This is a genomic window from Glaciecola sp. SC05 (assembly GCF_041380235.1).
Lineage (GTDB): Bacteria > Pseudomonadota > Gammaproteobacteria > Enterobacterales > Alteromonadaceae > Glaciecola.
Genome location: NZ_JBGIYY010000010.1, coordinates 24,966 through 47,234, shown reverse-complemented (window position 1 = coordinate 47,234; position 22,269 = coordinate 24,966). Strand labels below are relative to the sequence as shown.

Genomic DNA, 22,269 nt, shown 5'->3' with positions numbered 1-22,269 from the left:
CGACTGATTGGCCATTGCTTTGCCCCTTGATGTTAGCATTTGTTATCGCGCAGACGTTTTATCGCCTGTATAACACTTTCCTGTGTACCTCAAAATAGGTACAAACATACCCACTCCTTGTCATTCACAAAATATGTAAGATAGCGTAACGTAAAGCATAGTCTTTATATGTTTACGGAATTACGATGATATCAATGTTTAGCGATTTGCTTTCCATGGCAAATGAACAACCTGATCCCCAGCGATTACTGTTTTTATTTGCTTCAGCACAAGCAACAAAGAAAAGTAAAAAACGAGATGATCAAAAAGGAACAATCGAGCCAACCATGGTGGTAGACAAGTTACCTGATGAACTATCAACATTTGAGGCTTTAGTGAAAGAGGCGGATTCAATTAACAAAGAGTGGGATTTTGTATTTATCGCCAGTCTAAGTGGTCAGATGCGCACACCCCCAACGAGTGATGAGGCGCAAACATATTTAGATAAAATGACCAATGACGTTATGACGGGTAGCAATATTCGTAAATACGTGGTCTTTGATAGGGAGGAAAATCCTATAGAGTTGATTGCTAGCTAACGCTCTCTGTTCGCGTCTAAAACATCTGCGGCGCGAACTACATATCTAAGAAAATTTCCATACATCTTGCTTCGTCAATTGCGCGATCACATTGCTCATACAAAACGTGTTCTTCTTTTTCATTATGCAATAGCATTAACTCTGATAACTCTTGTTCGAGAGCCTCGCAATCAGTATGAGCAATGAGGTGTTGCCTAATGCTCTCGACTTTATTTATGATTTGTTGGTGTTCCTGATATAACAGGAGGATATTGTCATCATGCTTCGATTGAGCGCTAATTTCACAGGCGGGAAACAATAAATCTTCCTCCCAAGCAATATGTTGTTGCAACTGCTCACTAAACTTTTCGAAAAGAAGCGCAGCTTGGTAGCGATTATGTTGTTTATATTTTCGGTACATACGAAACAAAAAGTCGATTTTTTCATGATCAACACTAAAACATTGAGTAATAAGATTGTTAATGTATCAGTGCTCCCAACGTTACGTGGTAGTTGAAAACAACACGATTACGATTAACAGCAACACAACCCAAAAACCCGACATAAGTTGCCAAAATAATAAGCCTTTACTGCTTTTGATCGTAGGATCATCTTTCAGAAACTGTGGATTAGGACGAGTGATATCGTTAATAAAGTCTGTTAACGAACGATAGCGATTGGCTTGAATTAACGTGGTGCCTTTCTCAAGCGCGCGATCAAACCATATTGGAATAATCGGATTGTGATAACTTGCAGAAGTATAACGAAGCTTATCAAAGTCGTTAGCATTAACGGACTGCTCAATTTTATCGCCATAGGGCAACTCGCCAGTGAATAGTTCGTAAGTGATGGTGGCTAAAGAGTAAATATCTCCCTGAATTCCAGTGTTTTGACCCTGTATGTAATAAGGGTCGGAGTACGTTGCAGTGCCAAGTGCGCCTTGATGTTCAATCGGAATAAAAATTTCAGCGATACCGGCTACAAAAACGGAGCCAAAATCGATTAATTTTATGTGCATGGCATCGTCAACCATAATGTTGGCAGGTTTTAAATCTTGATGGATGGTCTCAGCATCATGAAACGCCGCTAAGGCCTCTGCGATTTGCTTAACCAAGGTGATTGCTTTTTTCGGCGTTGGCAAGGGATTAGCAAGCATCCACTTATCAAGGGATTTTCCAGGAACGTACTCCATTAGATAGTATAAGCACGAGCGAGGACGGTTCTGCGTAATTATTTTAACGACAAAGTTATGATTTATACGTTTACCAATCCACTCCTCTTGAATGAACCTATCGATATAGTGAATATCATCTTCAAAGTTCAACGACGGTGTTTTCATCACTATTTGTGTGTTTGTTTCAAGGTCGGTCACCAGATAAACTTGGCTTCTGGTGCTCGCAAATAGTGCTTTTTCAATCCTATATCCGTCTAGCGTCATGCCCGGTTCGAGGTCTGGCGGAAATGGTAGGCGAGTAAGCTTATTACTAAAATCGTCACGGCTCTCCTGAGGAAGTTGCACAACCTTAGCAATAGCACAACTAATATTGTCGTCACTATGGGTTGCCTGAGCAATTTCTATGATTTGGTCACACTGCACCTGTGGCGGATTTGTTTGACTCAATATGTCAATTAATGCTGCAGGGCTCACAAAATCATGTACGCCATCGGTGGTTAACAGCAGCACATCGCCCACTTCTACGGGAGACTTGCCATAATCCACTTGCAGCACGTTATCCATGCCAACAGCCCTAGCTAATATGTTTTTACCGCCACCAATGTTTATTGCATGGTCACGAGTTAACTGCGTCAACTCCCCGTCTCTTAGCCGGTAAATGCGAGAGTCACCAGCATGGAAAAAGTGCGCGGTTTGAGATTTGATCACCAGCGCGCTAAATGTGCACAAATAGCCTTTCTCTTGATGGGTAAAAACATGGCTTTTTTTAAATAAATTTAGGTTAATAGCTGAAAGTGTTTTTTGTCCAGCATGTTTTACCGACCAAGTATCTGGAGATAAGTAATATTCCTCTATAAAGTGTGAAACGGCGTATTCGCTTGCTTCTTGCCCTGCCTCAGCACTGCTTACACCGTCTGCTATTGCAATGGCAATGCCCTTTGAAACTAAAGCATGTTGCTGCTCTGGAATATGCGATGCCACAGCATCTTCGTTAATTGCTTTAACGCCTCTGATGGAGGCATGGCCGAGCGCGATGTTCAGCTGAGTGCTCTGAGAATGGCTATCGGCAGGGTTTTGCATAGTGGACATTGCTTACATCTCTTATGTATTAGGCAAAATTACTCGTCAAAGCACATGCTTCAACGAGCATTCATTGATTAGCCTACATCAATCATATGTACGCTGCCATCTTCTGCAACTTCAGCGATTTGGCCTCTAGGCTCTTTCATGAATAGTAAGGTAAATAAGCCAACAAGCGCGGTCGCAGCGATCACAAAAAAGAAGGTGCTATAGTCAACAAAAGATAACACGGTGAGGAAGGTCACCGCCCCCACGTTTCCATAAGCACCTGTCATGCCCGCAATTTGTCCAGTCATTCTGCGTTTAATAAGCGGTACAACGGCAAATACAGCACCTTCACCAGATTGGACGAAGAACGAACATCCCATTGCTAATGCGACTGCAAGCCAAAGAGGCCACTGCCCATCAACCAAGCCCATTAGGCCATATCCTACTGCTAAACCTGCCGTTAAAATCATGAGCGTCGATTTACGGCCAAATTTATCGGAAATCCAACCACCCGCTGGCCTAGACATCAGATTCATAAACGCATATGCACCCGCCACTAAACCAGCAAGCACAGGATCTAATTTGAATGTTTCGGCAAAAAATAAGGGCAACATTGATACTACCGCGAGCTCTGAACCAAAGTTGGTAAAATAGAGAATATCGAGCACCGCTACTTGTTTAAAATTGTAACGATGAAGCTCTGGCACGTCTTTGGTAAAGATGCCCTTGTTTACCTGCCATACTTTATAAACTTCAGCGGCATACAGTGCGGCTAGGCCGACATAAATCCAAGTCACAACCGTTTGACTAAGCATTTCAACACCGCTTGGTGAGAGTTTCCATGCGAGTAATGCAATGGCTGCATACATAGGGATCTTCATTACGAGCAATAAGAAAAAGTCGCCTTTTGACGTGACTTCCATTGCGCCTACGTTTTTGGGTTTAAAATAAGTAGAACCTTTTGGCGTGTTAGTTACGTTTGTGTAGTAAATAAAAGCAAAGAGCAAACTGATGACACCTGTAATGCCAATTGCATATCGCCATCCGTCTTCTCCGCCAAATAGCAGTGCTACCGTGGGTAGTGTGAATGCTGCAGCTGCAGAGCCAAAGTTACCCCAACCTCCATAAATGCCTTCAGCCGTGCCTAGTTCATTATGCGGAAACCATTCTGAAACCATGCGTATACCAATCACAAAGCCAGCACCAATAAAGCCAAGCAGGAATCGAGCAATGGCTGCTTGAATAAAGCTATCGGCCATCGCGAACATAAAGCACGGAATTGAGCATAGTGCTAACAGCCAAGAATACACCAGCCTCGGACCGTATTTATCGGTCAGCATACCGATAATAACCCGAGCCGGTATCGTTAATGCGACGTTCAAAATAAGTAGTGTCTTGATTTGGTCTGTTGTTAAGCCCAAGGTTTCTTTAACTGCTTGTAATAGCGGTGCAAAGTTAAACCAAACAAGAAAGGTGATGAAAAATGCCATCCAAGAAAGGTGCAGTACCTTCATTTTTCCATGGAATTTGAAAATGTTAAATTTTTCGCTGTTCATGAGTGTCTCTCAATGAGTGTGTAATATTTTGTTCATTATTGGCATTACTGCTTTGTCTTTATTGATCCATATCAAGCGATGAAAGCCAGTAATCACAATGCTTCCGAGCTACCTAGTAAGGGATATAGCCTTAGATATGTATGGGTAGGTCAGGAGACAAAATGTGCTAAATTCATTTACAAATAGTCTCTATTCAAGCCTAAATGAAGGTGCTGAAATTCATATTCCATTAAGGGGGTAATTTGTCACTTTTAAGAGGTATCACTGCAGATGAAAATCGACTTCGCTAGTCCTCAAAAAGCGATGAAAAGCGCTTTTATTGCCCAGTTTAAGTGACTTAAGCAGCCTACTCATTAAGTGGTATATGCGAGTTTAATAAGGTCAGTTGATGCTCAACTGAAGTCTAGAGAACCTAACTAGCAGAGGTTATAGTGAGCCTAAGGTTAACCATAGGTAATCAACTTGGCATCACAAATAAAAGCTAGTCAAGCGACACTTGCACTGGTATTGGCAACCATAACCTTTGCGGTAAATTTTTCTGCCTGGACCTTGTTTGCCGTGATGATAGTCGAGCTAAAACAGACGCTTAACTTGTCAAATACTCAGGTAGGCATATTGTTATCAGCACCCATTCTTACTGGTGCCTTGCTAAGGCTGCCCGTTGGTTTATTGTGCGAGCGATTTTCGCCCAAGGTTCTATGGTTGGTGCAAATGCTCATTACGATCCCCCCGCTCCTGCTTTTACCGGCAATAGAGAGTTTTACCGAGTACGTTTTCGTTGGTCTGTTAATTGGTGTTTCAGGTGCTTCATTCACCATTGGCATTCGTTACATCACCGACTGGTTTGACAGCGATGAGCAAGGCACTGCGATGGGTGTATTTGGAGCGGGTAATGCAGGGGCTGCTTTAAGCCTTATCTTGGTGCCCTATATTACTAATCTTTGGGGCTCGCAGTATATCGGTTGGGTGTATGGAGCACTGCTCTTGGTAAGTTGCGTGGTTTTTGGTGTGTTTGCGCCTAGCACACCTAAGTATTTACAAGTAAAAAAGCCGCAGCAGCTCGCTTTTTACATCAAGCCTTTAAAGCAACCAAACGTTTGGCGCTTTGGTTTGTATTATTATTTTGTGTTCGGCAGCTTTTTAGCGCTGCTATTGTGGTTGCCACAGTACTACGTCAATGCCTATCAACTCAGCTTTAACGAAGCGAGCTTACTTACCCTTCTTTTTGTTACCAGCTCCAGCATGGCAAGAGCCGCTGGCGGCTGGTTTGCAGACAAATTTGGGGCGCGCCAAGTAAATTGGAGCGTTTTTTGGATTTGTCTTGTCTGCCTGTTTTTTCTGAGCTATCCGCCCACAACGATGACTATTCATGGTGTCAGTAAAGACGTCAATTTACAGATTGAGATAAACGTTTGGATATTTACGCTACTGTTGCTGGTGATAGGCATTGCCCAAGGTTTTGGTAGAGCGAGTGTTTATAAATTAGTAAATGATTATTACCCCGAACAAATGGGTAGCGTTGGTGGCTTTGTTGCCATGCTTGGTGCCTTAGGTGGTTGCACATTGCCCGTTATGTTTGGCTTGGCTGTTGAGCTCATTGGTGTCTACAGTGCCTGCTTCATGCTGTTATATGGCGTCTTGGCATGCTGCATGTTTTTAATGTTTTTAGCCATTAAGCGAGAGCGTTATCAACAAAGAGTCTTCAGAGCGAAGCAACAAAACTTTTTAGAGATGGATTAAGTCATGATAAATGTAAGCAAGCTGAGCGATGAACAAAACTTGATACCCATATTGAGATTGGGGTTTCGCCCATTTTTTTTAATGGGTGCATTATTTGCTTTTCTGGCTATGGCGATTTGGATACTCAGTCTTAATAATACAATCAGCGTAAAGCCCCTAAACGACGTATTGTGGTGGCATAGTCACGAAATGTTGTTTGGTTTCGTGCCGGCTATTATTGCTGGGTTTTTGTTAACCGCGGTGCAAACGTGGACTGGTGTGCCAAGTGTAAAAGGCAATCGTTTATTGTTTTTAGTGTTGGTATGGACCCTGGCTAGGATTTTTATTCTGTTTCCTGCAGGCCTCCCACCATGGTGGATTATAGCGTTAGACTTAGCGTTTTTGCCGCTGGTAGGAGTCTTTCTTGCTATTCCATTAATCAAAGTAAACCAGACACGTAACATGGTGTTTTTACCTATATTATGCTTAATGTCTTTGGCGAATTTACTGACTTACCTCCCGCAGTTGGGCTTTGACAGCGCCTTCAACGCACAAGGTTTATATGGCATGACCATGCTCACCACTGCGTTGGTGGCTTTATTGGGAGGCAGGGTTATTCCCATGTTTACTGCCAACGGCACAAATACGCCTAAAGTGCTGCCAAAAGCATGGCTTGAGATCACGTCGATGGCGAGCTTGTTTATTCTTTTTATCTTCTTTGCGGCTGGTTTGACACGCTTTTCGAGCCTGATGGCGGCGGTTTGCGCGCTAAGTGCATGCTTACACTTTTACCGTTGCTTAAGATGGCGTCCATGGGTAACCCTTACCACTCCTTTAGTGTGGTCATTGCATTTTACCATGATGTTTATCCCTATTGGACTGGGGTTGATGGCAGCGCACTTTTGGTTCGCACCGTTCAATTTAAGCGTTGCGATTCATAGCTTAACGGTAGGTACCATTGGAGGGATGATTTTAGCAATGATGTCTCGAGTGTCTTTAGGGCATAGCGGAAGGCCGTTAAAAGCTCACCCAGTTATGAGTATGGCCTTTATCTTTATTATCTGCGCGGCACTCGCACGAAGCATTGGCGTTGCTTTTTTACCACAAAATATGGTCCAGCTTTGGGGGCTTTCAGGTATTTTATGGTGTGCCGCATTTGCTTGTTTTGTCATTATATATTTTCGCATACTGAGCCGCGCGCGGGTAGATGGCAAACCCGGTTAGCGAGGCGTTAAGGGGCCGTAATGTCTTCATTTATTGCATACACGCTCATTAAGCACGTTCACATCACTTTGGCGCTAGCAAGCGTGACCTTGTTTTGTGTACGCTTTTACATGTCACTGAATTATCCTGCTAACCTAACAAAAACCTGGGCGAGGGTATTACCTCATTGTATCGACACGCTTTTATTGAGTTTAGGTATTTACTTGATGGTCACCATGAAATTGTGGCCTAGTGAGCAGCCTTGGTTATTGGTCAAGCTATGCGCGTTGGTGGTGTATATCGTTTTGGGCAGTGTCGCAATAAAATACGGCAAAACGGTGAAAGTAAAAAAGGTTGCAGGTGCATTTGCTCTTCTTACTTATGGATACATGATTAATGTAGCCTTATCCCACCAGCCATTGGTCATCTTGTAGTGGCTTTGTGATAATAGGGCCAAATGATCCACAAATCAGATGTAAATGCTCATTCGTTGGTAACGTAGCTACCCCTTTATTGATAGTGACTGGGCATTGTTGGTAATTTATTGTTTTTAAAGGATTTTTATAAGGTTAAGGTGTATATTTCCAATAACTATTCACACTAGGAAAAACACATGAAAAAATATACATCCTTAATGGTGGTAGCTACTTTAGGTGCTACTCTTCCTCTCTCAGGCCACGTGTTCGCTCAAGACTCGACGTTGAAAGAAGTGCAAAATGCTATTTCAAAGGGCGACACCGATATAAGCATGCGCTATCGGTATGAACGCGTCGACCAAGACAGCATTGATAAAACCGCTAACGCCTCTACCTTGCTTACTCGGCTGACTTATAAAAGTGCCGACCTTAATGGCTTTTATGGTGTGTTTGAAGTGGATAATATTGCCGCTATTGGTAATGAAAACTATAACAGCACGGTAAATGGAAATACGGTTTACCCTGTGGTGGCCGACCCAACCCTTACCGAGGTTAATTTGGCTTTTGTAGGTTATAAGACAGGTGGTTTTGATTTGTCATTTGGGCGACAGCGCATCAATCACAATGACCAGCGATTTGTGGGTGGGGTAGCGTGGCGTCAAAATGAACAGACTTACGACGCTTATAGAGTGCAATATGCAGATGAAGGCAAATTCAAGTTTGACTACAGCTATGTGTATAATGTTAATCGCATTTTTGGCCCCGATAGCCCAAATGCTGACCTACAGGGCAATATTCATTTGCTCAACGTTAACTATAACTTGGATAAAACGCATAAACTGACCGCTTATGCATACGAACTAGACTTTGATACTGCCTTAGCCATTTCAACGCGCACCTTAGGGGCAAGTTACGATGGTAATGTTGGAGATATAAAGCTGCATGCCGCTTATGCGGTTCAGTCAGACACCGGCAACAACCCTAACAACTTCTCAACGCAATATGTAGCGTTAGAGCTAGGTACTAAAGTGTCGGCAGTAAATGTAGGTATTGGCTACGAATCTCTTGGTAGCGATAATGGCGTAGGCTTCACTACTCCCCTTGCAACCTTGCATAAGTTCCAAGGCTTTGCAGACAAGTTTCTAAATACGCCGGGGGTAGGTGTTAATGACTTGTATGTAAAAGTATCGAGTAAAATCGGTAAAATAAACCTAACTGCAGTGTATCACCAACTCGACTCTGATGTAGGTTCAATTGACTATGGTAATGAGCTTAATTTGATTGCGACTTACCCTGTTGCAGATAAAGTAAGCTTGTTATTGAAGTACGCAAATTATAGTGCCGATGGCTTTGCGGTAGACACTAACAAATTCTGGAGTATGGTTAACTTCAAATTCTGAGGCGCCGCCTTAATGTTACATTCTCATCTTATGGGGGCTCAATAGCATACATTTGAGCCCCTATTGTTATCAAAAATGCACTGAAAACCCACCGCCAGGCTTGTACCTCTTTGGGGGTATTCCTTCAGACTAATTACAAAAGTGCCTTCAATAGTCCACAATTTAATCATTACTTAACTCCGAGCTTTATTTTCTAAGGTGTGTCGTTGCGGTTTAGCGATAGCTAGGAAATGTAAGCCGCGTTGCGAATAAATACTAAATTTCTTCTCAACGCCTGGTTAACCAGAGAAATCTGCTAGCCTCCCGGCAATTGGAAAGGTGTTTAACGTGCAACTAGAAGATACATTTGGCAGAAAATTTAAGTACCTGCGCCTTTCAATCACTGAATTGTGCAATTTTAAATGCAACTATTGTTTGCCTGATGGCAACGCTTGCGATACACCCACTGGCGGGCTTAGCATCCGCCAAATTGAGACCTTGGTTCAGGCCTTTGCAAAAATGGGGACAAGTAAAATACGTATTACCGGTGGTGAGCCAGCGCTCCGTAAAGACTTGGTCGATATCATTTCCCTATGCAAGCAAACCCCAGGTATAGATAAAGTGGCATTGACCACAAATGCTTATCGTTTAAACAAGGACGCACAAAAGTATAAAGATGCAGGTCTTGATGCGCTAAATGTTAGTGCCGATAGTCTTGACCCTCGGATGTTTGCTGCAATTACCGGTAAAAAGAAATTAGAGGATATCCTGCAGGGTGTGGATTCAGCGCTAGCTGCTGGGATTAAGACGGTGAAATTTAATACCGTGATGCTTAAACAGTTTAACTACAAAGAACTAAGTAGCTTTTTGGCTTATTTAAAAGAGCACGAGGTCACTTGGCGCTTTATTGAGCTAATGCAAACGGGCGATAATCAGGTGTTTTTTGAGCGCAATCATGTGCCAGGTCAAGCCATCAAAAATACCTTACTCACGCAAGGTTGGGAGCGCATTATTCGAGGCGGTGACGCTGGGCCTGCTCAAGAGTTTTCACACCCTGACTATCGCGGAAATATCGGCTTGATCATGCCTTATAGCAAAGACTTTTGTGACACTTGCAATCGTTTGAGAGTGTCGTCTCAAGGGAAGCTACATTTGTGTCTGTTTGCCAATGAAGGGCATGATATTTTGCCCTATCTTGAAGCTGGCGATGTGGATGCGACGGTAGAGGCTGTTGGTCTTTCTATGAAAGATAAAAAAGCGACACATTTCTTACAAGAAGGTTTTACAGGCGCTACCAAGCAGTTAGCTATGCTTGGTGGTTAACGCCAAAAATCGACGGTAAAGCCAAGCAGCTCATAAATGACAGAAAACGAAATAACAGGATAAAACAGATGAAAGACAATCAAGAAAACCGAAACGTGATGGGCGTAGTCCTTGCCGGTGGCCTTTCGTCTCGTATGGGCAAAGACAAGGCACTGCTTAAAATCGCCTCTTCAACCATGGTAAAGCGCACAGAGCGGCTATTACGCAATACTTCGGTTGATAAAGTTGTGATTAGTCGAAACGATGGAAATCCTTCGCACTTTTCAGATCTCATCTCAGGTGCTGGTCCTCTTTCTGGCATTCATAGTATCGCAACCCGCTTTCCACATTATAACCTGTTAATTCAACCGGTAGACCTGCCATTAATGGATACAAAAAACCTAGAATCATTGATTGCATGTGGACGAGAGCAATCAAAAAATGTCAGATTTAAAGGCAGTAATTTGCCACTATTTGTGCAAAACACCCCTCAATTTAGACAAATCCTAGATTACACGCTTAAGTGCACGCAATCGTACTCAGTTGCGCGGCTTTGTTCACACTTTTTGATGCTAGAGCTTCGAGCAAGTGCGGATTCAAAAACATTTAATACCAATACTCCTGAACAATGGCGCTTCGCAATGCAACACTTTGAGAAAAATCATCAACCAAATACACAGGAGGTGCGCTATGAGTCATTCTAATAAAACGTTTGAAGCGCTAAATATCGCGGTGCTTACCGTATCTGACACTAGAGATAAAACCACTGATACGTCTGGCGAGTTTTTGGCCGTAAGCGCCAGTGACCAAGGCCATCAAGTCGTTCGCCGAGATATCGTGATAGACGATGTTTACCTTATTCGAGCGAGAGTATCGGAGTATATCGCTGATCCGAATGTGCAAGCGATATTAATTACTGGCGGTACAGGATTTACACAACGAGACTCAACGCCTGAGGCGGTCGCTCCCCTATTTGATAAGGAAGTAGAAGGCTTTGGCGAACTTTTCAGGCATTTGAGCTATCAAGAAATTGGAACCTCGACCATTCAATCCCGCGCAATATCTGGCTTAGCCAATAACACAGTAATTTTTTGTGTGCCGGGGTCGACGGGTGCATGCAAAACAGCGTGGAACGGCATTATTAAGCAGCAGCTAGATGGTGCACAAGGACCTTGCAACTTTGTTCCCCATCTAAAGCGTGTCGATATTGCTGCCAAATCAGATGCTAATGATTCAAGTCAATTTCAGCAGCAGCTTTGTAGCTCCCGCTCATGAGTACATCCACAATCGGCAGTGCTAACCTAACTCACGTGGATGAGCATGGCGCGGCTAATATGGTGGATGTTTCAGGCAAACAAGAGACAAGAAGAGAGGCAACAGCAATCGGCGCTATCTCGATGAGCGCTGAGACACTGTTAAAAGTGCAGCAGAACAAAATGGCAAAGGGAGATGTGTTAAGCACCGCTAGGATAGCCGGCATACAGGCGAGTAAGAATTGTGCCAACTTAATTCCACTGTGCCATCCATTGATGTTGAGTAAAGTTAGTATCGATTTTGAAATGGATGAACAACATAATGAAATTCGCGTGTTATGTCATTGCAAATTAGATGGGGTAACAGGCGTTGAAATGGAAGCGTTAACGGGGGTGTCGGTTGCGCTATTGACTCTATTTGATATGTGTAAGGCGGCAGATCCAAGCATGATCATCTATGCTATAAGAGTGTTAGAAAAATCAGGCGGTAAGTCTGGCGTCTGGAGGCGAGAAAATGATCCAAATTAAATTTTTTGCAAGTCTACGAGAACGTCTTGGTGTAGCGTCTCTGAATTTTGAGTACTCAGGTCAAAGGACTGTCAGTGACCTGCTTCGTGAATTATTAGAAAAAAGCGAGCAGTGGAGCGTATTAAAAGAAAATGATGTGCTCATAGCAGTAAATCAAACGCTTTGTGGTGCAGATGCGCGCATAAATGACGGGGATGAAATTGCGTTTTTCCCTCCGGTAACGGGTGGATAATTATGATACGCGTCCAGCAAGAGGATTTTGAGCACTGTGTTGAGTATCAAGCACTTCGGGATAATGCGGACAGTGATGGCGCTATCGTAACGTTCACCGGTTTGGTGAGAGAGTTCAATCCTCAAGGTGCGGTATCGAGTGTTGTCATTGAACATTACCCTGGTATGACCGAAAAGTCGCTGATGAAAATCTGCTCAGCTGCAAGAAAGCGCTGGGAGCTCGGTCATATTCGCTTGATTCATCGAGTGGGGCAGCTTGAGGCAACCGAACAAATTGTGTTTGTTGGTGTGACCTCAAAACATAGAAAGAATGCGTTTGAAGCGACAGAATTTATTATGGATTACCTAAAAACCAATGCGCCTTTATGGAAGCAGGAAGGCACATCAACAGGTCTGAAATGGGTGGAAACTAAATCCAGTGATCATCAAGCGATAAAGCGTTGGTTTGAGCCCCATTCATCATTATAAAACCTGTTTTCTATCGTCGTATTTTTTGTTGTATGTCCTTATCGCATAAGCGATGACATTAGCACTTGCCTCTAGCGCGCTCTGCGTCCCTTTATTGTTTTAAAATCCCTAAGTCATTGGCGTCTCGGCTTTGTGGGAAAACCCACCATTTAATCGCATTTTAAGAGGTGAAACTTTGATCCAGATCATACTACATGTTGTGTTTGAGGAGTATAAAAACACTACATATAGTGTTTTGGAGTGTTAATGTTTAACTCTTTCGAGCCCCAGGTTTTATTTCAAGAAGTCCCAGATCATATTAGCTTGTGCTTTACCATTACTGGTTGCCCTTTACGTTGTAAAGGCTGTCATAGCAAAGATACTTGGCCAAGCACTGCAGGTACCCATCTGAGTGATGAACGCTTTAACCGTTACCTAACTCAGTACTCTCAATATGTGAGCTGTGTGCTGTTTTTTGGCGGAGAATGGTGCTTAGAAGCACTATGTTCAAAACTAAAAAAAGCACGTGAAAGCGGCATGAGTACCTGTTTATATACGGGTCTTAACGACGTACCCGACACACTTAAAAGTTTACTTACTTATATAAAAACAGGTCCATATATTCGCACGCTAGGTGGACTTGAAAACCCCAACACTAATCAGCGCTTTATAGAGCTTGCAAATGGGCAAGTACTAAACATTAAATTTCAGGAGTCTTCACTCAATGCTACCACTTAATCAAGAACACATTAATCATAAGCTAGATTTCATTGCTAACTATCTAGGAGCCGACAATGCCGCCGATGGCGCGACTTTAGACGCAAACGCTAACGTAACGAGTAAAAATATTGCTACTTTAGAAGCTGAGCTTATGAAAGACTTCTTTATTCAAGTTAATCGTGCGTCGGTCAAACAAAAAATACAAACGCTTTTTGGCGCCCCGTTGGCCAAAGAATATGAGCGACAAATTCGTCAACATGAAATATATGTGCATGACGAAACGAGCTTAAAACCCTATTGTGCATCTATTACCATGTATCCGTTCTTGTTAGATGGCTTAACCAAACTTGGCGGCGAATCGAAAGCCCCACAGCATCTGTCATCATTTTGTGGCAGCTTTGTGAACTTAGTTTTTGCCATTAGTGCACAATTTGCTGGCGCCATTGCGACAGTAGAGTTTTTAATGTACTTCGATTATTTTGCGCGCAAAGATCTTGGCAGCGAGTATCTGACCACGCATAAAAAAGAAATAGAAAATCATCTACAACATGTGGTCTATGCGATTAACCAGCCCGCAGCCGCCAGAGGTTACCAAAGCGTATTTTGGAATATATCCTTATACGACAAGTATTACTTTGACGCCATGTTTGGAGGTTTTGTGTTTCCTGATATGACCGCTCCTAAGTGGCAAAGTATCGAAAAACTTCAAGGCTTTTTTGTTGACTGGTTTACCCAAGAAAGGAGCAAAGCTATTTTGACATTTCCAGTCGTTACCGCTGCGATGCTGACGGAAAATGGAGCAGTTAAAGATGCAGGCTTTGCGCAAATGTGCGCTCGCTCAATGAGTCAAGGCGCGTCATTTTTTGTGTATCAATCTGACAGCCCAGACTCTCTGGCATCATGTTGTCGCTTGCGTAATGAAATTTCAGACAATACCTTTTCATACAGTTTAGGTGCCGGTGGCGTTTCTACAGGCTCGATTAATGTCATTACCATGAATATGAATCGACTTATTCAAAAAGGTATGGACATTAAAAAGACGGTTGAGAATATTCAAAAGTATCAAGTTGCTTATCGCGCGCTCGTTGAGGAGTATTTAACAGCAGGCGCGCTTTCTGTGTATAGCGCGGGTTTCATCGATTTAAAAAAACAGTATCTTACCATTGGCATAAATGGCATGGTCGAGGCCGCCGAATTTTTAGGCATTCGAGTCGATAATAATAGCGACTATAAGCACTTTGTTCAGCAACATTTAAGAACTATTTACGACGCCAATAAGCGCGCTAACAAAGAATATGGATATATGTTCAACACTGAGTTTGTGCCGGCGGAAAACCTTGGTGTAAAAAATGCCAAATGGGATCGAGAAGATGGATTTTGGGTCACGCGAGACTGTTATAACTCATATTTTTATGCCGTTGAAAATGCGGGTATTAATCATCTCGATAAATTTTTCATGCATGGGCATGAAATGACGCGCTATCTCGATGGTGGATCTGCGCTTCATGTCAATTTAGAAGAAACCTTAACAGAAAAAAACGCGCTGCGGATTTTAAACATCGCAGCTCAAGCGGGTTGTAACTACTTTTGCATTAACGTAAAAATTACAATATGCAATGAGTGCGAGCATATCGATAAACGTACTTTATCTGCTTGTAGCGCATGTAATTCAAAAGATATTGATTATGGCACGCGTGTAATTGGCTACTTAAAGCGAGTCTCTGCATTTAGTAAAGGTAGGCGAGATGAGCATGATATACGCCACTATCATCGACAAACTAAGGAGTATAGTGCATCACCTGACGAGGCACATGAGGTTTAGTAAGGTTAAATTGCGCTCGGCTTGGACCAAATAAATCCTAACACGGCCAATATGATGCTTATTACAAATCCTTTAACCCAATAGTTGTTAATCATATAAATCAGTGGGTAGGAGATCATGATAAGCATTAAAACGCTCGCAATGCATTTGGTCTTGAGCCGTATTACGTGATTAGTGTGCCAATCGCTTATCACTGGACCAAAATACGTATTGTTCATTAGCATCTGGTGAACCCGATCAGAGCTTTGTGAAAAAAAGTAGGCTGCTAACAATAAAAATGGCGTAGTGGGGACTAAGGGTAAAGCTACGCCGATAACAGCTAGCGCGAAAAATAACCAGCCTAAACATAAGAGGAACCCGCGCCGCATTAGGCTACTTGACGAGAGTGCTAAAAGGTAAAATGTTTACCGATTCACCCTCTGACACTGCGTCGCGCACATTTTCTAGCACCGCATAACAATTGCTATCGCTAAAACCAGAGAGTACTCCTGAACTTTGGGAAACACTAGGCGTGACGCAAAGCTCTCCCGAGTCGTCGGCATAGTAATATGCTCTTTGATAGTCTGTCCTGCCTGGGCGCTTTTTCATGGCACTTTTTGCCACAGCTTTCAGTGGCACTGCCACCGGGCTTGATTCTCCAGCCAAATAAGCAAGTGCGGGGGCGGCAATTTGATCAAAAGTAACAGCCGATGAAACCGGGTTGCCCGGTAAACCAAAAAAGATGCTGTCGCTTAAGCGGCCAAATGCTAAAGGCTTGCCCGGTTTTATTGCAAGCTTCCAAAAATCAATCTGGCCGTACTCTTCCAAGATTTCTCTTGTGTAGTCAGCCTCGCCAACAGAAACGCCGCCACTGGTTATGACGCAGTCAGCAAGGTTATTCGCCTTTTCAAAGGCTGCTTTAATATCGGCTTTACTGTCGGCGATGATGCCTAGGTCAATGACCGATGCCCCTAGACGTTCTAACATAGCAATGAGCATTGGACGGTTACTGTCAAAGATTCGATCTTCTCTAGCCGTTTCACCGGCGGCTAACAATTCGTCACCCGTAGAAAACACCGCTACACATAGTCGGCGTACAACAGGTACTTTATTGATGCCTAATGAAGCTAACAAGCCAATGTCAATTGGGCTGATTCGTTTGCCTTTTTGCAGTACCACACTGCCAAGCTTTATATCATCACCGGCAGGCCTGATAGCATCGCCTTGTTTTACCTTGCCAGTGAAGCTTATTTGAAGGTCATCGGCTTTGGTATTCTCTTGCATCACCACTGTATCTGAGCCGTTTGGAATTTGTGCGCCGGTCATAATGCGAACGCATTCACCCTCGTTCACCTCTTCCATAAACGCCGCTCCTGCAAAGCTTTTTCCTATCTGCTTAAGTGTAGAGGTGGATTGCAGGTCACTTGCTCTGATCGCATAACCGTCCATTGCTGAATTATCATAGGCTGGAACATTAATGGGTGAAACAATATTTTCAGACAACACCCTTCCAAGGGCATCATGAAGCGCGCAGTGTTCAAGCACATTTATGGGCGTTATCGCGCGAAAAATCATATCTTTCGCTTGTTCAATGGGCATTAGTCCCGGCGCATCACATCCGCACTTCATTGCTTATACTCCGTTTTGGTGATTGACCATCCATACGGCGGCCTCTACGCGCGAGCGTAAATTGAGCTTCTTAAGAAAGTGTTTAACATGCACTTTGACCGTGCCATCGGAGATATCTAGCTCGCGAGCAATCAGTTTATTGCTCATGCCTTTCGCAATTAGCTTCAGAATTTCTAGCTCTCGACTGGTTAAACTGGCCAATGCACGACTACCCGCACGTTCAGGCTTTCTAAGTGCTGTGGCTAGAATTTCTGTGAGCTTTGCGCTCATCACCATTTTGCCCAGCGCGGCTTCTTTGAGTTTGTCGACGAGTTCTTCGGGGTCCATGTCTTTTAAAAGGTAACCGTCTGCACCAGAACGAATAGCCTCCACTACATCTTCGTCATTATCAGAAACGGTTAACATGATTATGCGTGAGTCTACACCTTTGTCTCGCATTATCTTCAGCGTTTCTAGACCATCCATGCCTTGCATGTTCAAATCCAGTGTTATTAGATCAGGCTCTAATGAAAGCGCTAATTCTATAGCTTCTTGACCGGAGGAAGCCTCACCGACAACGGTTAAATCATCTTCAAATTCAAGTAGCTGATTGAGCCCCTTTCTCAATAAGGGATGGTCATCTACCATCATGATTGACGCGGGTTGATCATTAAACATGCAGTTCTTCCTTTGGCGTTGGTGTGTGGCGACGATTCGTACATTAAAACGTTACAGACACCACTATACATCATCATATTCATCAACAATAAGTTTCTTTGGGGTAAAGCGACTACCTAAAAGGGGGTAACTGACTACCCATATGTAAATCCACATTATATGGGGTATACAGAGGGCTTAGGCCGCGAATGAAGGTGGTTTTTGATCAGCGCCACCTTGGTTTGTTTGCCTACAATAATCCTCTGATATACCTATCAATGCAGATTGTGAGTGAGGCCCGTGTGTACCATAGTGCATGTAATTTATTGAAGACGACATTGATTGGAGAATGCACATGTCAGATCTACACAAGTGGAACCCGGAAGACACAGAGTTCTGGGAAAAGGAAGGTAAAAAAATCGCTAACCGTAATCTTTGGATTTCTATACCAAGCTTATTAGCAGGTTTCGCGGTTTGGTTGTATTGGGGCATCATTACTGTGCAGATGCTCAACTTAGGGTTTGATTTTGCAAAGGCAGAGCTATTTACCCTAATGGCAATAGCCGGATTAACTGGCGCAACACTGCGTATTCCTAGTAGCTTTTTTATAAGGCTGTGTGGTGGGCGCAACACCATGTTCTTTACCACAGCGCTGTTGATGATACCTGCCGTTGGTGCGGGTTTTGCCTTGCAAAACCCAGATACGCCACTGTGGCATTTTCAGCTTCTAGCACTATTGTCGGGTTTTGGTGGAGGAAACTTTGCGTCATCTATGTCAAATATAAGCTTCTTTTTCCCCAAAAAACAGCAGGGCTTAGCCTTGGGACTAAATGCCGGACTGGGCAACTTTGGTGTTACAACCATGCAAATTGTGGTGCCATTATTTATGACATTTGCTGCCTTTGGTGCGCTAAGCGGCGACCCGATGGTGTTGGTTAACGCATCTGGTACACTCATTGGTAAAATACCAGCAGGTACCGAGAGCTATATCTCTAATGCGGGCTTTGTATGGCTGTTGTTACTGGTACCGTTATTCTTCCTTACATGGTTTGGTATGAACAACATCCGAACTCCGGAGGTATCCCCAAATATTGGCAACCCGTTAACATCGTTTGCGCTCATCACAGTAATGCTTACTATCGGTCTTGTGATTGCCGCTGTGGGTTTATGGTTAATGTTGCCAGAAAGCGCCAATGGCTCCGGTTTTGGTGTGCCCAAAGAGCTTGTACTGGTGCTAGTTGTTGCCGCTACGGTTATCGCGCTTAAAGTCCTACCAGGTGCCATTGGCCAAAGCCTGACCCGTCAATATCAAATTTTTAATAATAAACATACGTGGGTAATGAGTATTATCTATACAATGACATTTGGCTCATTCATCGGGTTCGCAGCATCCTTCCCGCTGGCAATAAAGGTTATCTTTGGCTACAGCCATATAATGGTTGATGGGATCATGACACACGATACTATTAATGCAAATGGCCCTAGTGCACTTATGTACGCCTGGATGGGCCCATTTATTGGTGCGCTCATTCGTCCTGTTGGCGGTTGGATATCTGATAAATTAGGCGGCGCTTTTGTGACACAAGTGTGCTCAATTGTGATGATTGGCAGTGCCTTAGGTGTTGCTTATTATATGAAGCAAGCTTATCAGTCGGCTACGCCTGAAGAGTACTTCATTCCGTTTTTCGTCTTATTTCTATTATTGTTTGCGGCTACTGGTATCGGCAATGGCTCAACCTTTAGAACCATCGCCATGGTGTTCCCAAAAGAGCAGGCAGGTCCTGTCTTAGGTTGGACGTCAGCGGTTGCTGCCTATGGTGCGTTTTACATCCCTAAAGTGATTGGCGAGCAAATAACAGCAACCACACCAGAGGTGGCGCTTATAGGTTTTGCAGTGTTTTATTGCGTATGCGTGTTAATTAACTATTGGTTCTATTTACGCAAAGACGGTGAGTTTTATAACCCATAGTAAGCGAAGTTAAAGCGGGTCACACACAAGGGGGCATGCATATTCATGCTCCCTGCATCAAAGCACATTGAAAGTAGTTGTGTCTTCTAGGTCTATAGAGGGCGATAAATAGCGAGGTTATCATGAATTTTGAGCGAACAAGCGCTTCAAAGATTGCTGTGAATTTGCCAGGTGCAACTGCGGTATTTTTTTCCCATAATATTAACTTTTGCTCTCAGAACCAAGAACCCTTAGGGGTAGCAATGCAAAATCGGTCAGCCGATGCCGAGCGCATTTATGCTGAATTAAACAACATTATCGATAGGCAAGAGTACATACAAGAATTCGATACATGGCCTAAACAGCAGATTATTGAATACATTTTCACTCGCTTTCATGATGTACACAGGCAACAGCTACCTGAGCTGATACGTCTGGCAGAAAGAGTTGAGACCACGCATGTTGATAACAAGTACTGCCCTGTTGGCCTGAGCCAGCATTTAGTGCAAGTACAAAATGAACTTGAAGAGCACATGCAAAAGGAAGAAAACGTACTTTTCCCGATGTTAGCCCAAGAGCACTTATCTCTTCCAGCTGGACCTATTCAGGTAATGAAGCGTGAGCATGATGACCACTTATCACTCATAAGTACCATTTTTGAAATCACAAACGACATTCAGTTGCACCCAGATGCGTGTAACTCTTGGAAGGCGCTTTATTTGGGTTTACAGGCTTTTATCAACGACATATATATGCATATTTTCATTGAAAACAATGTATTGTTTGTCAGATGAAAGCTGCTTATTCAAACACTCTATTACCCATTCTGTGCTGAAAGCGCTTCATCACGAGCATATTCAGGTAAGAAACTAAATCTCACTTGAGTGCCATTCGGCATCGCTCTTTCAATATTCAGCGTGCCATCTAAATTTCGGCTGCGCTCTACCATAATTGCCAAGCCATAATGATTGAGCTTATTTGGGTCTCCAGGAATACCAATGCCATTATCTGTCACGCACAATGTAATTTCCGATATGTTATTGCTTGTAATAGTGATCCTGATTTCACTCCCTTTTGAGTGATAGAACGCATTCTGGGTGGCTTCTCTGGCAATTTGTAATAGATGAATTTCTTCTTGTGGTGTAAACGGTATGTGCTCCACATCGTATTGCAAAACAAAGGTAAACGAATCAGAGCGAGTTTTAAACTGCTCTATGGTCTGTTCCAAAGCAGCCTTAATGCCTTGCCCATCTAATTTAAGCCTAAAGGTGGTAAGTAGCTCCCGTAACTCACTGTATGCCGCCCCCAACCCGTTTTTAAGCTCGTTGATAACTAAATCAATTTGTTCTTGTGCATTTTCCATTTTTTGTAAACGTTGCAAGCGAGTAACTTGTATTTTCAAATACGAGAGTGCCTGGGCTAAACTATCGTGCAGCTCTCTTGCAATGACCGTTCGTTCGTTCATTAACGCCACACGTCGGCTTTCATCTTGACGGTGCTTGCGACTTAACCCATTGGCAATTTGCTCGGCTACAGATTCAAAGAGTTGGTTTTGCCAGTCATCAAAGTGCTGACTCTCTTTGGGGTTGACCGTTAATACGCCGTAATTGTATTCACCTAGAGTGAGCTGATAACGCATCTGATTGCTGGCTTTGGGGAAAATTGCATTATGTTCAGTACAATCACCGCATTGGTGACGAATGCATTTTTCTGGCAGTTCTTTGTTTGTGGTTACAAGATGCTCATAAGGACCATTGCCCTGTGCGGTCATGATGCATAAATCTAGGTCAGGGTTTCCGGTGACACTGGCTAGTCGTTCTAGCAGTGATTTGAAATCAATCGTGTTTGGATCGCTGTTGTTCATGCGACGCGATATCTCATACAACACATCGAGAGATTCATTAGAACGGGATAGTTTTTGTGTTTTTTGTTTTACCAATGACTCTAATTGACTGCGGGAGCGGTATACAGAGTCACTCATTTTGTTGATTGTACGAGCGAGCAAGGCAAGCTCATCTTTTCCACTTTCGTCAGCTCTTGCGGTAAAGTCCCCTCTGCCAATTTGTTTTGCTACATCGGTTAGGCGAGACAAAGGCTTATCGATATGTCGATTCACAATCATCATTGCAAAAGCGATTAGCAGCAGGGTACTAAATAAAGCGATGCTTTGAATAAGCCTGATGGTTGCAATATTGCTTTCAGCGTGCAATTGATAACTCGATACAAGTTCATTGAGCCCTTCAACAAAGCTTTGTGTCGCGATATTGAGCTCAGCACCATCAACTGAAAAGCCGTTCTGAGCGTCAACAAGCATGGGCTTAATTTGCCCAAACCACTGCGTTGTTAACTGTTCTAGCAGTACTTCCGAGTTGTTTGCACCCATAAGAGCCTGTTTGTTAACCAATATCCCTTTGGTCAGGTCATCTTCGAAGGCGCTTATTAGCTCGGCGAATCGCTCAAAATGCGCAGGCGTTTTATCTTGCAGTTGCACATGACTCACCAGACGATAGCTTTGCATGCGCAGGGAGCCGGCTACATTTATCGATGCTGCGTCAGTTTGCGCACTGTCACTTATAAACACAGAGCTAAACATACTTGCTACTGCTAAAAAGCTTACTGAAAACATCAGTGCCGCAATTTTAAATACAGTGGAATGGAAAAAGTTTTGCGTCATAAGCATGTACCTAAGGCCAAATTGTGTG

Annotated in this window: 22 protein-coding genes and 1 riboswitch; of the genes, 15 read left to right on the top strand and 7 right to left on the bottom strand. The window is 43.3% G+C overall.

Going from position 1 to position 22,269, the window contains the following annotated elements; genetic code table 11:
- Positions 1 to 185: 185 nt before the first annotated feature.
- Positions 186 to 578: a ribonucleotide reductase subunit alpha gene (locus AB9H30_RS10730; RefSeq protein WP_371194664.1), complete on the top strand. Its 393-nt coding sequence runs from the start codon at positions 186 to 188 to the stop codon at positions 576 to 578.
- Positions 579 to 615: 37 nt separating this feature from the next.
- Here AB9H30_RS10730 and AB9H30_RS10725 read toward each other — a convergent pair whose 3' ends face one another.
- From AB9H30_RS10725 to AB9H30_RS10715, 3 genes are all read right to left on the bottom strand, one after another.
- On the bottom strand, positions 616 to 1,029 hold the full coding sequence (locus AB9H30_RS10725; RefSeq protein ID WP_371194755.1) for a hemerythrin domain-containing protein: 414 nt from the start codon (positions 1,027 to 1,029) through the stop codon (positions 616 to 618).
- 30 nt (positions 1,030 to 1,059) lie between these two features.
- Positions 1,060 to 2,820: a protein kinase gene (locus tag AB9H30_RS10720; RefSeq protein ID WP_371194663.1), complete on the bottom strand. Its 1,761-nt coding sequence runs from the start codon at positions 2,818 to 2,820 to the stop codon at positions 1,060 to 1,062.
- A gap of 68 nt (positions 2,821 to 2,888) precedes the next feature.
- Positions 2,889 to 4,355 (bottom strand): NarK family nitrate/nitrite MFS transporter, encoded by a 1,467-nt coding sequence (locus AB9H30_RS10715; RefSeq protein WP_371194662.1) that lies wholly within the window; start codon positions 4,353 to 4,355, stop codon positions 2,889 to 2,891.
- A gap of 462 nt (positions 4,356 to 4,817) precedes the next feature.
- On the opposite strand from AB9H30_RS10715, the gene AB9H30_RS10710 reads away from it, so the two are divergent.
- The 12 genes from AB9H30_RS10710 to nrdD all read left to right on the top strand — a co-directional run bounded on the left by AB9H30_RS10710 (position 4,818) and on the right by nrdD (position 15,375).
- Entirely contained in the window at positions 4,818 to 6,095 is a 1,278-nt protein-coding gene (locus AB9H30_RS10710; protein WP_371194661.1) for a nitrate/nitrite transporter, read from the top strand.
- A 3-nt stretch (positions 6,096 to 6,098) separates the two neighbouring features.
- Positions 6,099 to 7,298: an NnrS family protein gene (locus AB9H30_RS10705; RefSeq protein WP_371194660.1), complete on the top strand. Its 1,200-nt coding sequence runs from the start codon at positions 6,099 to 6,101 to the stop codon at positions 7,296 to 7,298.
- Positions 7,299 to 7,318: 20 nt separating this feature from the next.
- Positions 7,319 to 7,711 carry a SirB2 family protein gene (locus tag AB9H30_RS10700; protein WP_371194659.1) on the top strand — a complete coding sequence of 131 codons (393 nt, stop codon included), beginning with the start codon at positions 7,319 to 7,321 and terminating at the stop codon, positions 7,709 to 7,711.
- Between the two features lie 179 nt (positions 7,712 to 7,890).
- On the top strand, positions 7,891 to 9,093 hold the full coding sequence (locus AB9H30_RS10695; RefSeq protein ID WP_371194658.1) for an alginate export family protein: 1,203 nt from the start codon (positions 7,891 to 7,893) through the stop codon (positions 9,091 to 9,093).
- A gap of 165 nt (positions 9,094 to 9,258) precedes the next feature.
- Positions 9,259 to 9,429, top strand: a riboswitch (molybdenum cofactor riboswitch).
- Positions 9,421 to 10,395, top strand: coding sequence for a GTP 3',8-cyclase MoaA (gene moaA, locus AB9H30_RS10690; RefSeq protein WP_371194657.1), 975 nt, complete (start codon positions 9,421 to 9,423; stop codon positions 10,393 to 10,395). It overlaps the preceding riboswitch by 9 nt.
- 68 nt (positions 10,396 to 10,463) lie before the next feature.
- On the top strand, positions 10,464 to 11,078 hold the full coding sequence (locus AB9H30_RS10685) for a molybdenum cofactor guanylyltransferase (protein ID WP_371194656.1): 615 nt from the start codon (positions 10,464 to 10,466) through the stop codon (positions 11,076 to 11,078).
- Positions 11,065 to 11,649, top strand: coding sequence for a molybdenum cofactor biosynthesis protein B (gene moaB, locus AB9H30_RS10680; RefSeq protein ID WP_371194655.1), 585 nt, complete (start codon positions 11,065 to 11,067; stop codon positions 11,647 to 11,649). Before AB9H30_RS10685 ends, moaB begins: the two co-directional genes overlap by 14 nt.
- Complete coding sequence (moaC, locus tag AB9H30_RS10675) at positions 11,646 to 12,155, top strand: cyclic pyranopterin monophosphate synthase MoaC (RefSeq protein WP_214451626.1); 510 nt, start codon at positions 11,646 to 11,648, stop codon at positions 12,153 to 12,155. Before moaB ends, moaC begins: the two co-directional genes overlap by 4 nt.
- Positions 12,142 to 12,387, top strand: a complete 246-nt coding sequence (gene moaD, locus AB9H30_RS10670; RefSeq protein WP_214451625.1) for a molybdopterin converting factor subunit 1 — start codon at positions 12,142 to 12,144, stop codon at positions 12,385 to 12,387. The genes moaC and moaD overlap by 14 nt, the downstream gene beginning before the upstream one ends.
- 2 nt (positions 12,388 to 12,389) lie before the next feature.
- Positions 12,390 to 12,854: a molybdopterin synthase catalytic subunit MoaE gene (gene moaE / locus AB9H30_RS10665; RefSeq protein WP_214451624.1), complete on the top strand. Its 465-nt coding sequence runs from the start codon at positions 12,390 to 12,392 to the stop codon at positions 12,852 to 12,854.
- A gap of 246 nt (positions 12,855 to 13,100) precedes the next feature.
- A complete protein-coding gene (nrdG, locus tag AB9H30_RS10660) occupies positions 13,101 to 13,571 on the top strand; it encodes an anaerobic ribonucleoside-triphosphate reductase activating protein (RefSeq protein ID WP_371194654.1) in 471 nt (156 codons plus the stop codon).
- The gene (nrdD, locus tag AB9H30_RS10655) at positions 13,558 to 15,375 is read left to right on the top strand and encodes an anaerobic ribonucleoside-triphosphate reductase (RefSeq protein WP_371194653.1); all 1,818 of its coding nucleotides are present in this window, start codon (positions 13,558 to 13,560) and stop codon (positions 15,373 to 15,375) included. Before nrdG ends, nrdD begins: the two co-directional genes overlap by 14 nt.
- 5 nt (positions 15,376 to 15,380) lie before the next feature.
- Here the strand turns inward: nrdD and AB9H30_RS10650 are convergent, their stop codons facing one another.
- The 3 genes from AB9H30_RS10650 to narL are packed head-to-tail and all read right to left on the bottom strand — an operon-like array spanning position 15,381 to position 17,640.
- Positions 15,381 to 15,743, bottom strand: coding sequence for a YbaN family protein (locus tag AB9H30_RS10650; protein ID WP_371194652.1), 363 nt, complete (start codon positions 15,741 to 15,743; stop codon positions 15,381 to 15,383).
- Positions 15,744 to 15,747: 4 nt separating this feature from the next.
- A complete protein-coding gene (glp, locus tag AB9H30_RS10645) occupies positions 15,748 to 16,983 on the bottom strand; it encodes a gephyrin-like molybdotransferase Glp (protein WP_371194651.1) in 1,236 nt (411 codons plus the stop codon).
- Positions 16,984 to 16,986: 3 nt separating this feature from the next.
- Positions 16,987 to 17,640 carry a two-component system response regulator NarL gene (gene narL, locus AB9H30_RS10640; protein WP_371194650.1) on the bottom strand — a complete coding sequence of 218 codons (654 nt, stop codon included), beginning with the start codon at positions 17,638 to 17,640 and terminating at the stop codon, positions 16,987 to 16,989.
- Positions 17,641 to 17,974: 334 nt separating this feature from the next.
- Here narL and AB9H30_RS10635 point away from each other — a divergent pair, with 334 nt between their 5' ends.
- Entirely contained in the window at positions 17,975 to 19,588 is a 1,614-nt protein-coding gene (locus AB9H30_RS10635; RefSeq protein ID WP_371194649.1) for an MFS transporter, read from the top strand.
- 122 nt (positions 19,589 to 19,710) lie between these two features.
- Positions 19,711 to 20,361: a DUF542 domain-containing protein gene (locus tag AB9H30_RS10630; RefSeq protein ID WP_371194648.1), complete on the top strand. Its 651-nt coding sequence runs from the start codon at positions 19,711 to 19,713 to the stop codon at positions 20,359 to 20,361.
- Between the two features lie 23 nt (positions 20,362 to 20,384).
- Here the strand turns inward: AB9H30_RS10630 and AB9H30_RS10625 are convergent, their stop codons facing one another.
- A complete protein-coding gene (locus tag AB9H30_RS10625; protein ID WP_371194647.1) occupies positions 20,385 to 22,241 on the bottom strand; it encodes a HAMP domain-containing protein in 1,857 nt (618 codons plus the stop codon).
- Positions 22,242 to 22,269 lie beyond the last annotated feature (28 nt).

Excerpts from the sequence above, each read along its gene's own strand:
- AB9H30_RS10730 (WP_371194664.1), top strand. The coding sequence starts at position 186 with ATGATATCAATGTTTAGCGATTTGCTTTCCATGGCAAATGAACAACCT.
- AB9H30_RS10720 (WP_371194663.1), bottom strand. The coding sequence starts at position 2,820 with ATGTCCACTATGCAAAACCCTGCCGATAGCCATTCTCAGAGCACTCAG.
- AB9H30_RS10715 (WP_371194662.1), bottom strand. The coding sequence starts at position 4,355 with ATGAACAGCGAAAAATTTAACATTTTCAAATTCCATGGAAAAATGAAG.
- AB9H30_RS10705 (WP_371194660.1), top strand. The coding sequence starts at position 6,099 with ATGATAAATGTAAGCAAGCTGAGCGATGAACAAAACTTGATACCCATA.
- AB9H30_RS10700 (WP_371194659.1), top strand. The coding sequence starts at position 7,319 with ATGTCTTCATTTATTGCATACACGCTCATTAAGCACGTTCACATCACT.
- AB9H30_RS10695 (WP_371194658.1), top strand. The coding sequence starts at position 7,891 with ATGAAAAAATATACATCCTTAATGGTGGTAGCTACTTTAGGTGCTACT.
- AB9H30_RS10685 (WP_371194656.1), top strand. The coding sequence starts at position 10,464 with ATGAAAGACAATCAAGAAAACCGAAACGTGATGGGCGTAGTCCTTGCC.
- moaB (WP_371194655.1), top strand. The coding sequence starts at position 11,065 with ATGAGTCATTCTAATAAAACGTTTGAAGCGCTAAATATCGCGGTGCTT.
- moaC (WP_214451626.1), top strand. The coding sequence starts at position 11,646 with ATGAGTACATCCACAATCGGCAGTGCTAACCTAACTCACGTGGATGAG.
- moaD (WP_214451625.1), top strand. The coding sequence starts at position 12,142 with ATGATCCAAATTAAATTTTTTGCAAGTCTACGAGAACGTCTTGGTGTA.
- moaE (WP_214451624.1), top strand. The coding sequence starts at position 12,390 with ATGATACGCGTCCAGCAAGAGGATTTTGAGCACTGTGTTGAGTATCAA.
- nrdG (WP_371194654.1), top strand. The coding sequence starts at position 13,101 with ATGTTTAACTCTTTCGAGCCCCAGGTTTTATTTCAAGAAGTCCCAGAT.
- nrdD (WP_371194653.1), top strand. The coding sequence starts at position 13,558 with ATGCTACCACTTAATCAAGAACACATTAATCATAAGCTAGATTTCATT.
- AB9H30_RS10650 (WP_371194652.1), bottom strand. The coding sequence starts at position 15,743 with ATGCGGCGCGGGTTCCTCTTATGTTTAGGCTGGTTATTTTTCGCGCTA.
- glp (WP_371194651.1), bottom strand. The coding sequence starts at position 16,983 with ATGAAGTGCGGATGTGATGCGCCGGGACTAATGCCCATTGAACAAGCG.
- narL (WP_371194650.1), bottom strand. The coding sequence starts at position 17,640 with ATGTTTAATGATCAACCCGCGTCAATCATGATGGTAGATGACCATCCC.
- AB9H30_RS10635 (WP_371194649.1), top strand. The coding sequence starts at position 17,975 with ATGTCAGATCTACACAAGTGGAACCCGGAAGACACAGAGTTCTGGGAA.
- AB9H30_RS10630 (WP_371194648.1), top strand. The coding sequence starts at position 19,711 with ATGAATTTTGAGCGAACAAGCGCTTCAAAGATTGCTGTGAATTTGCCA.
- AB9H30_RS10625 (WP_371194647.1), bottom strand. The coding sequence starts at position 22,241 with ATGACGCAAAACTTTTTCCATTCCACTGTATTTAAAATTGCGGCACTG.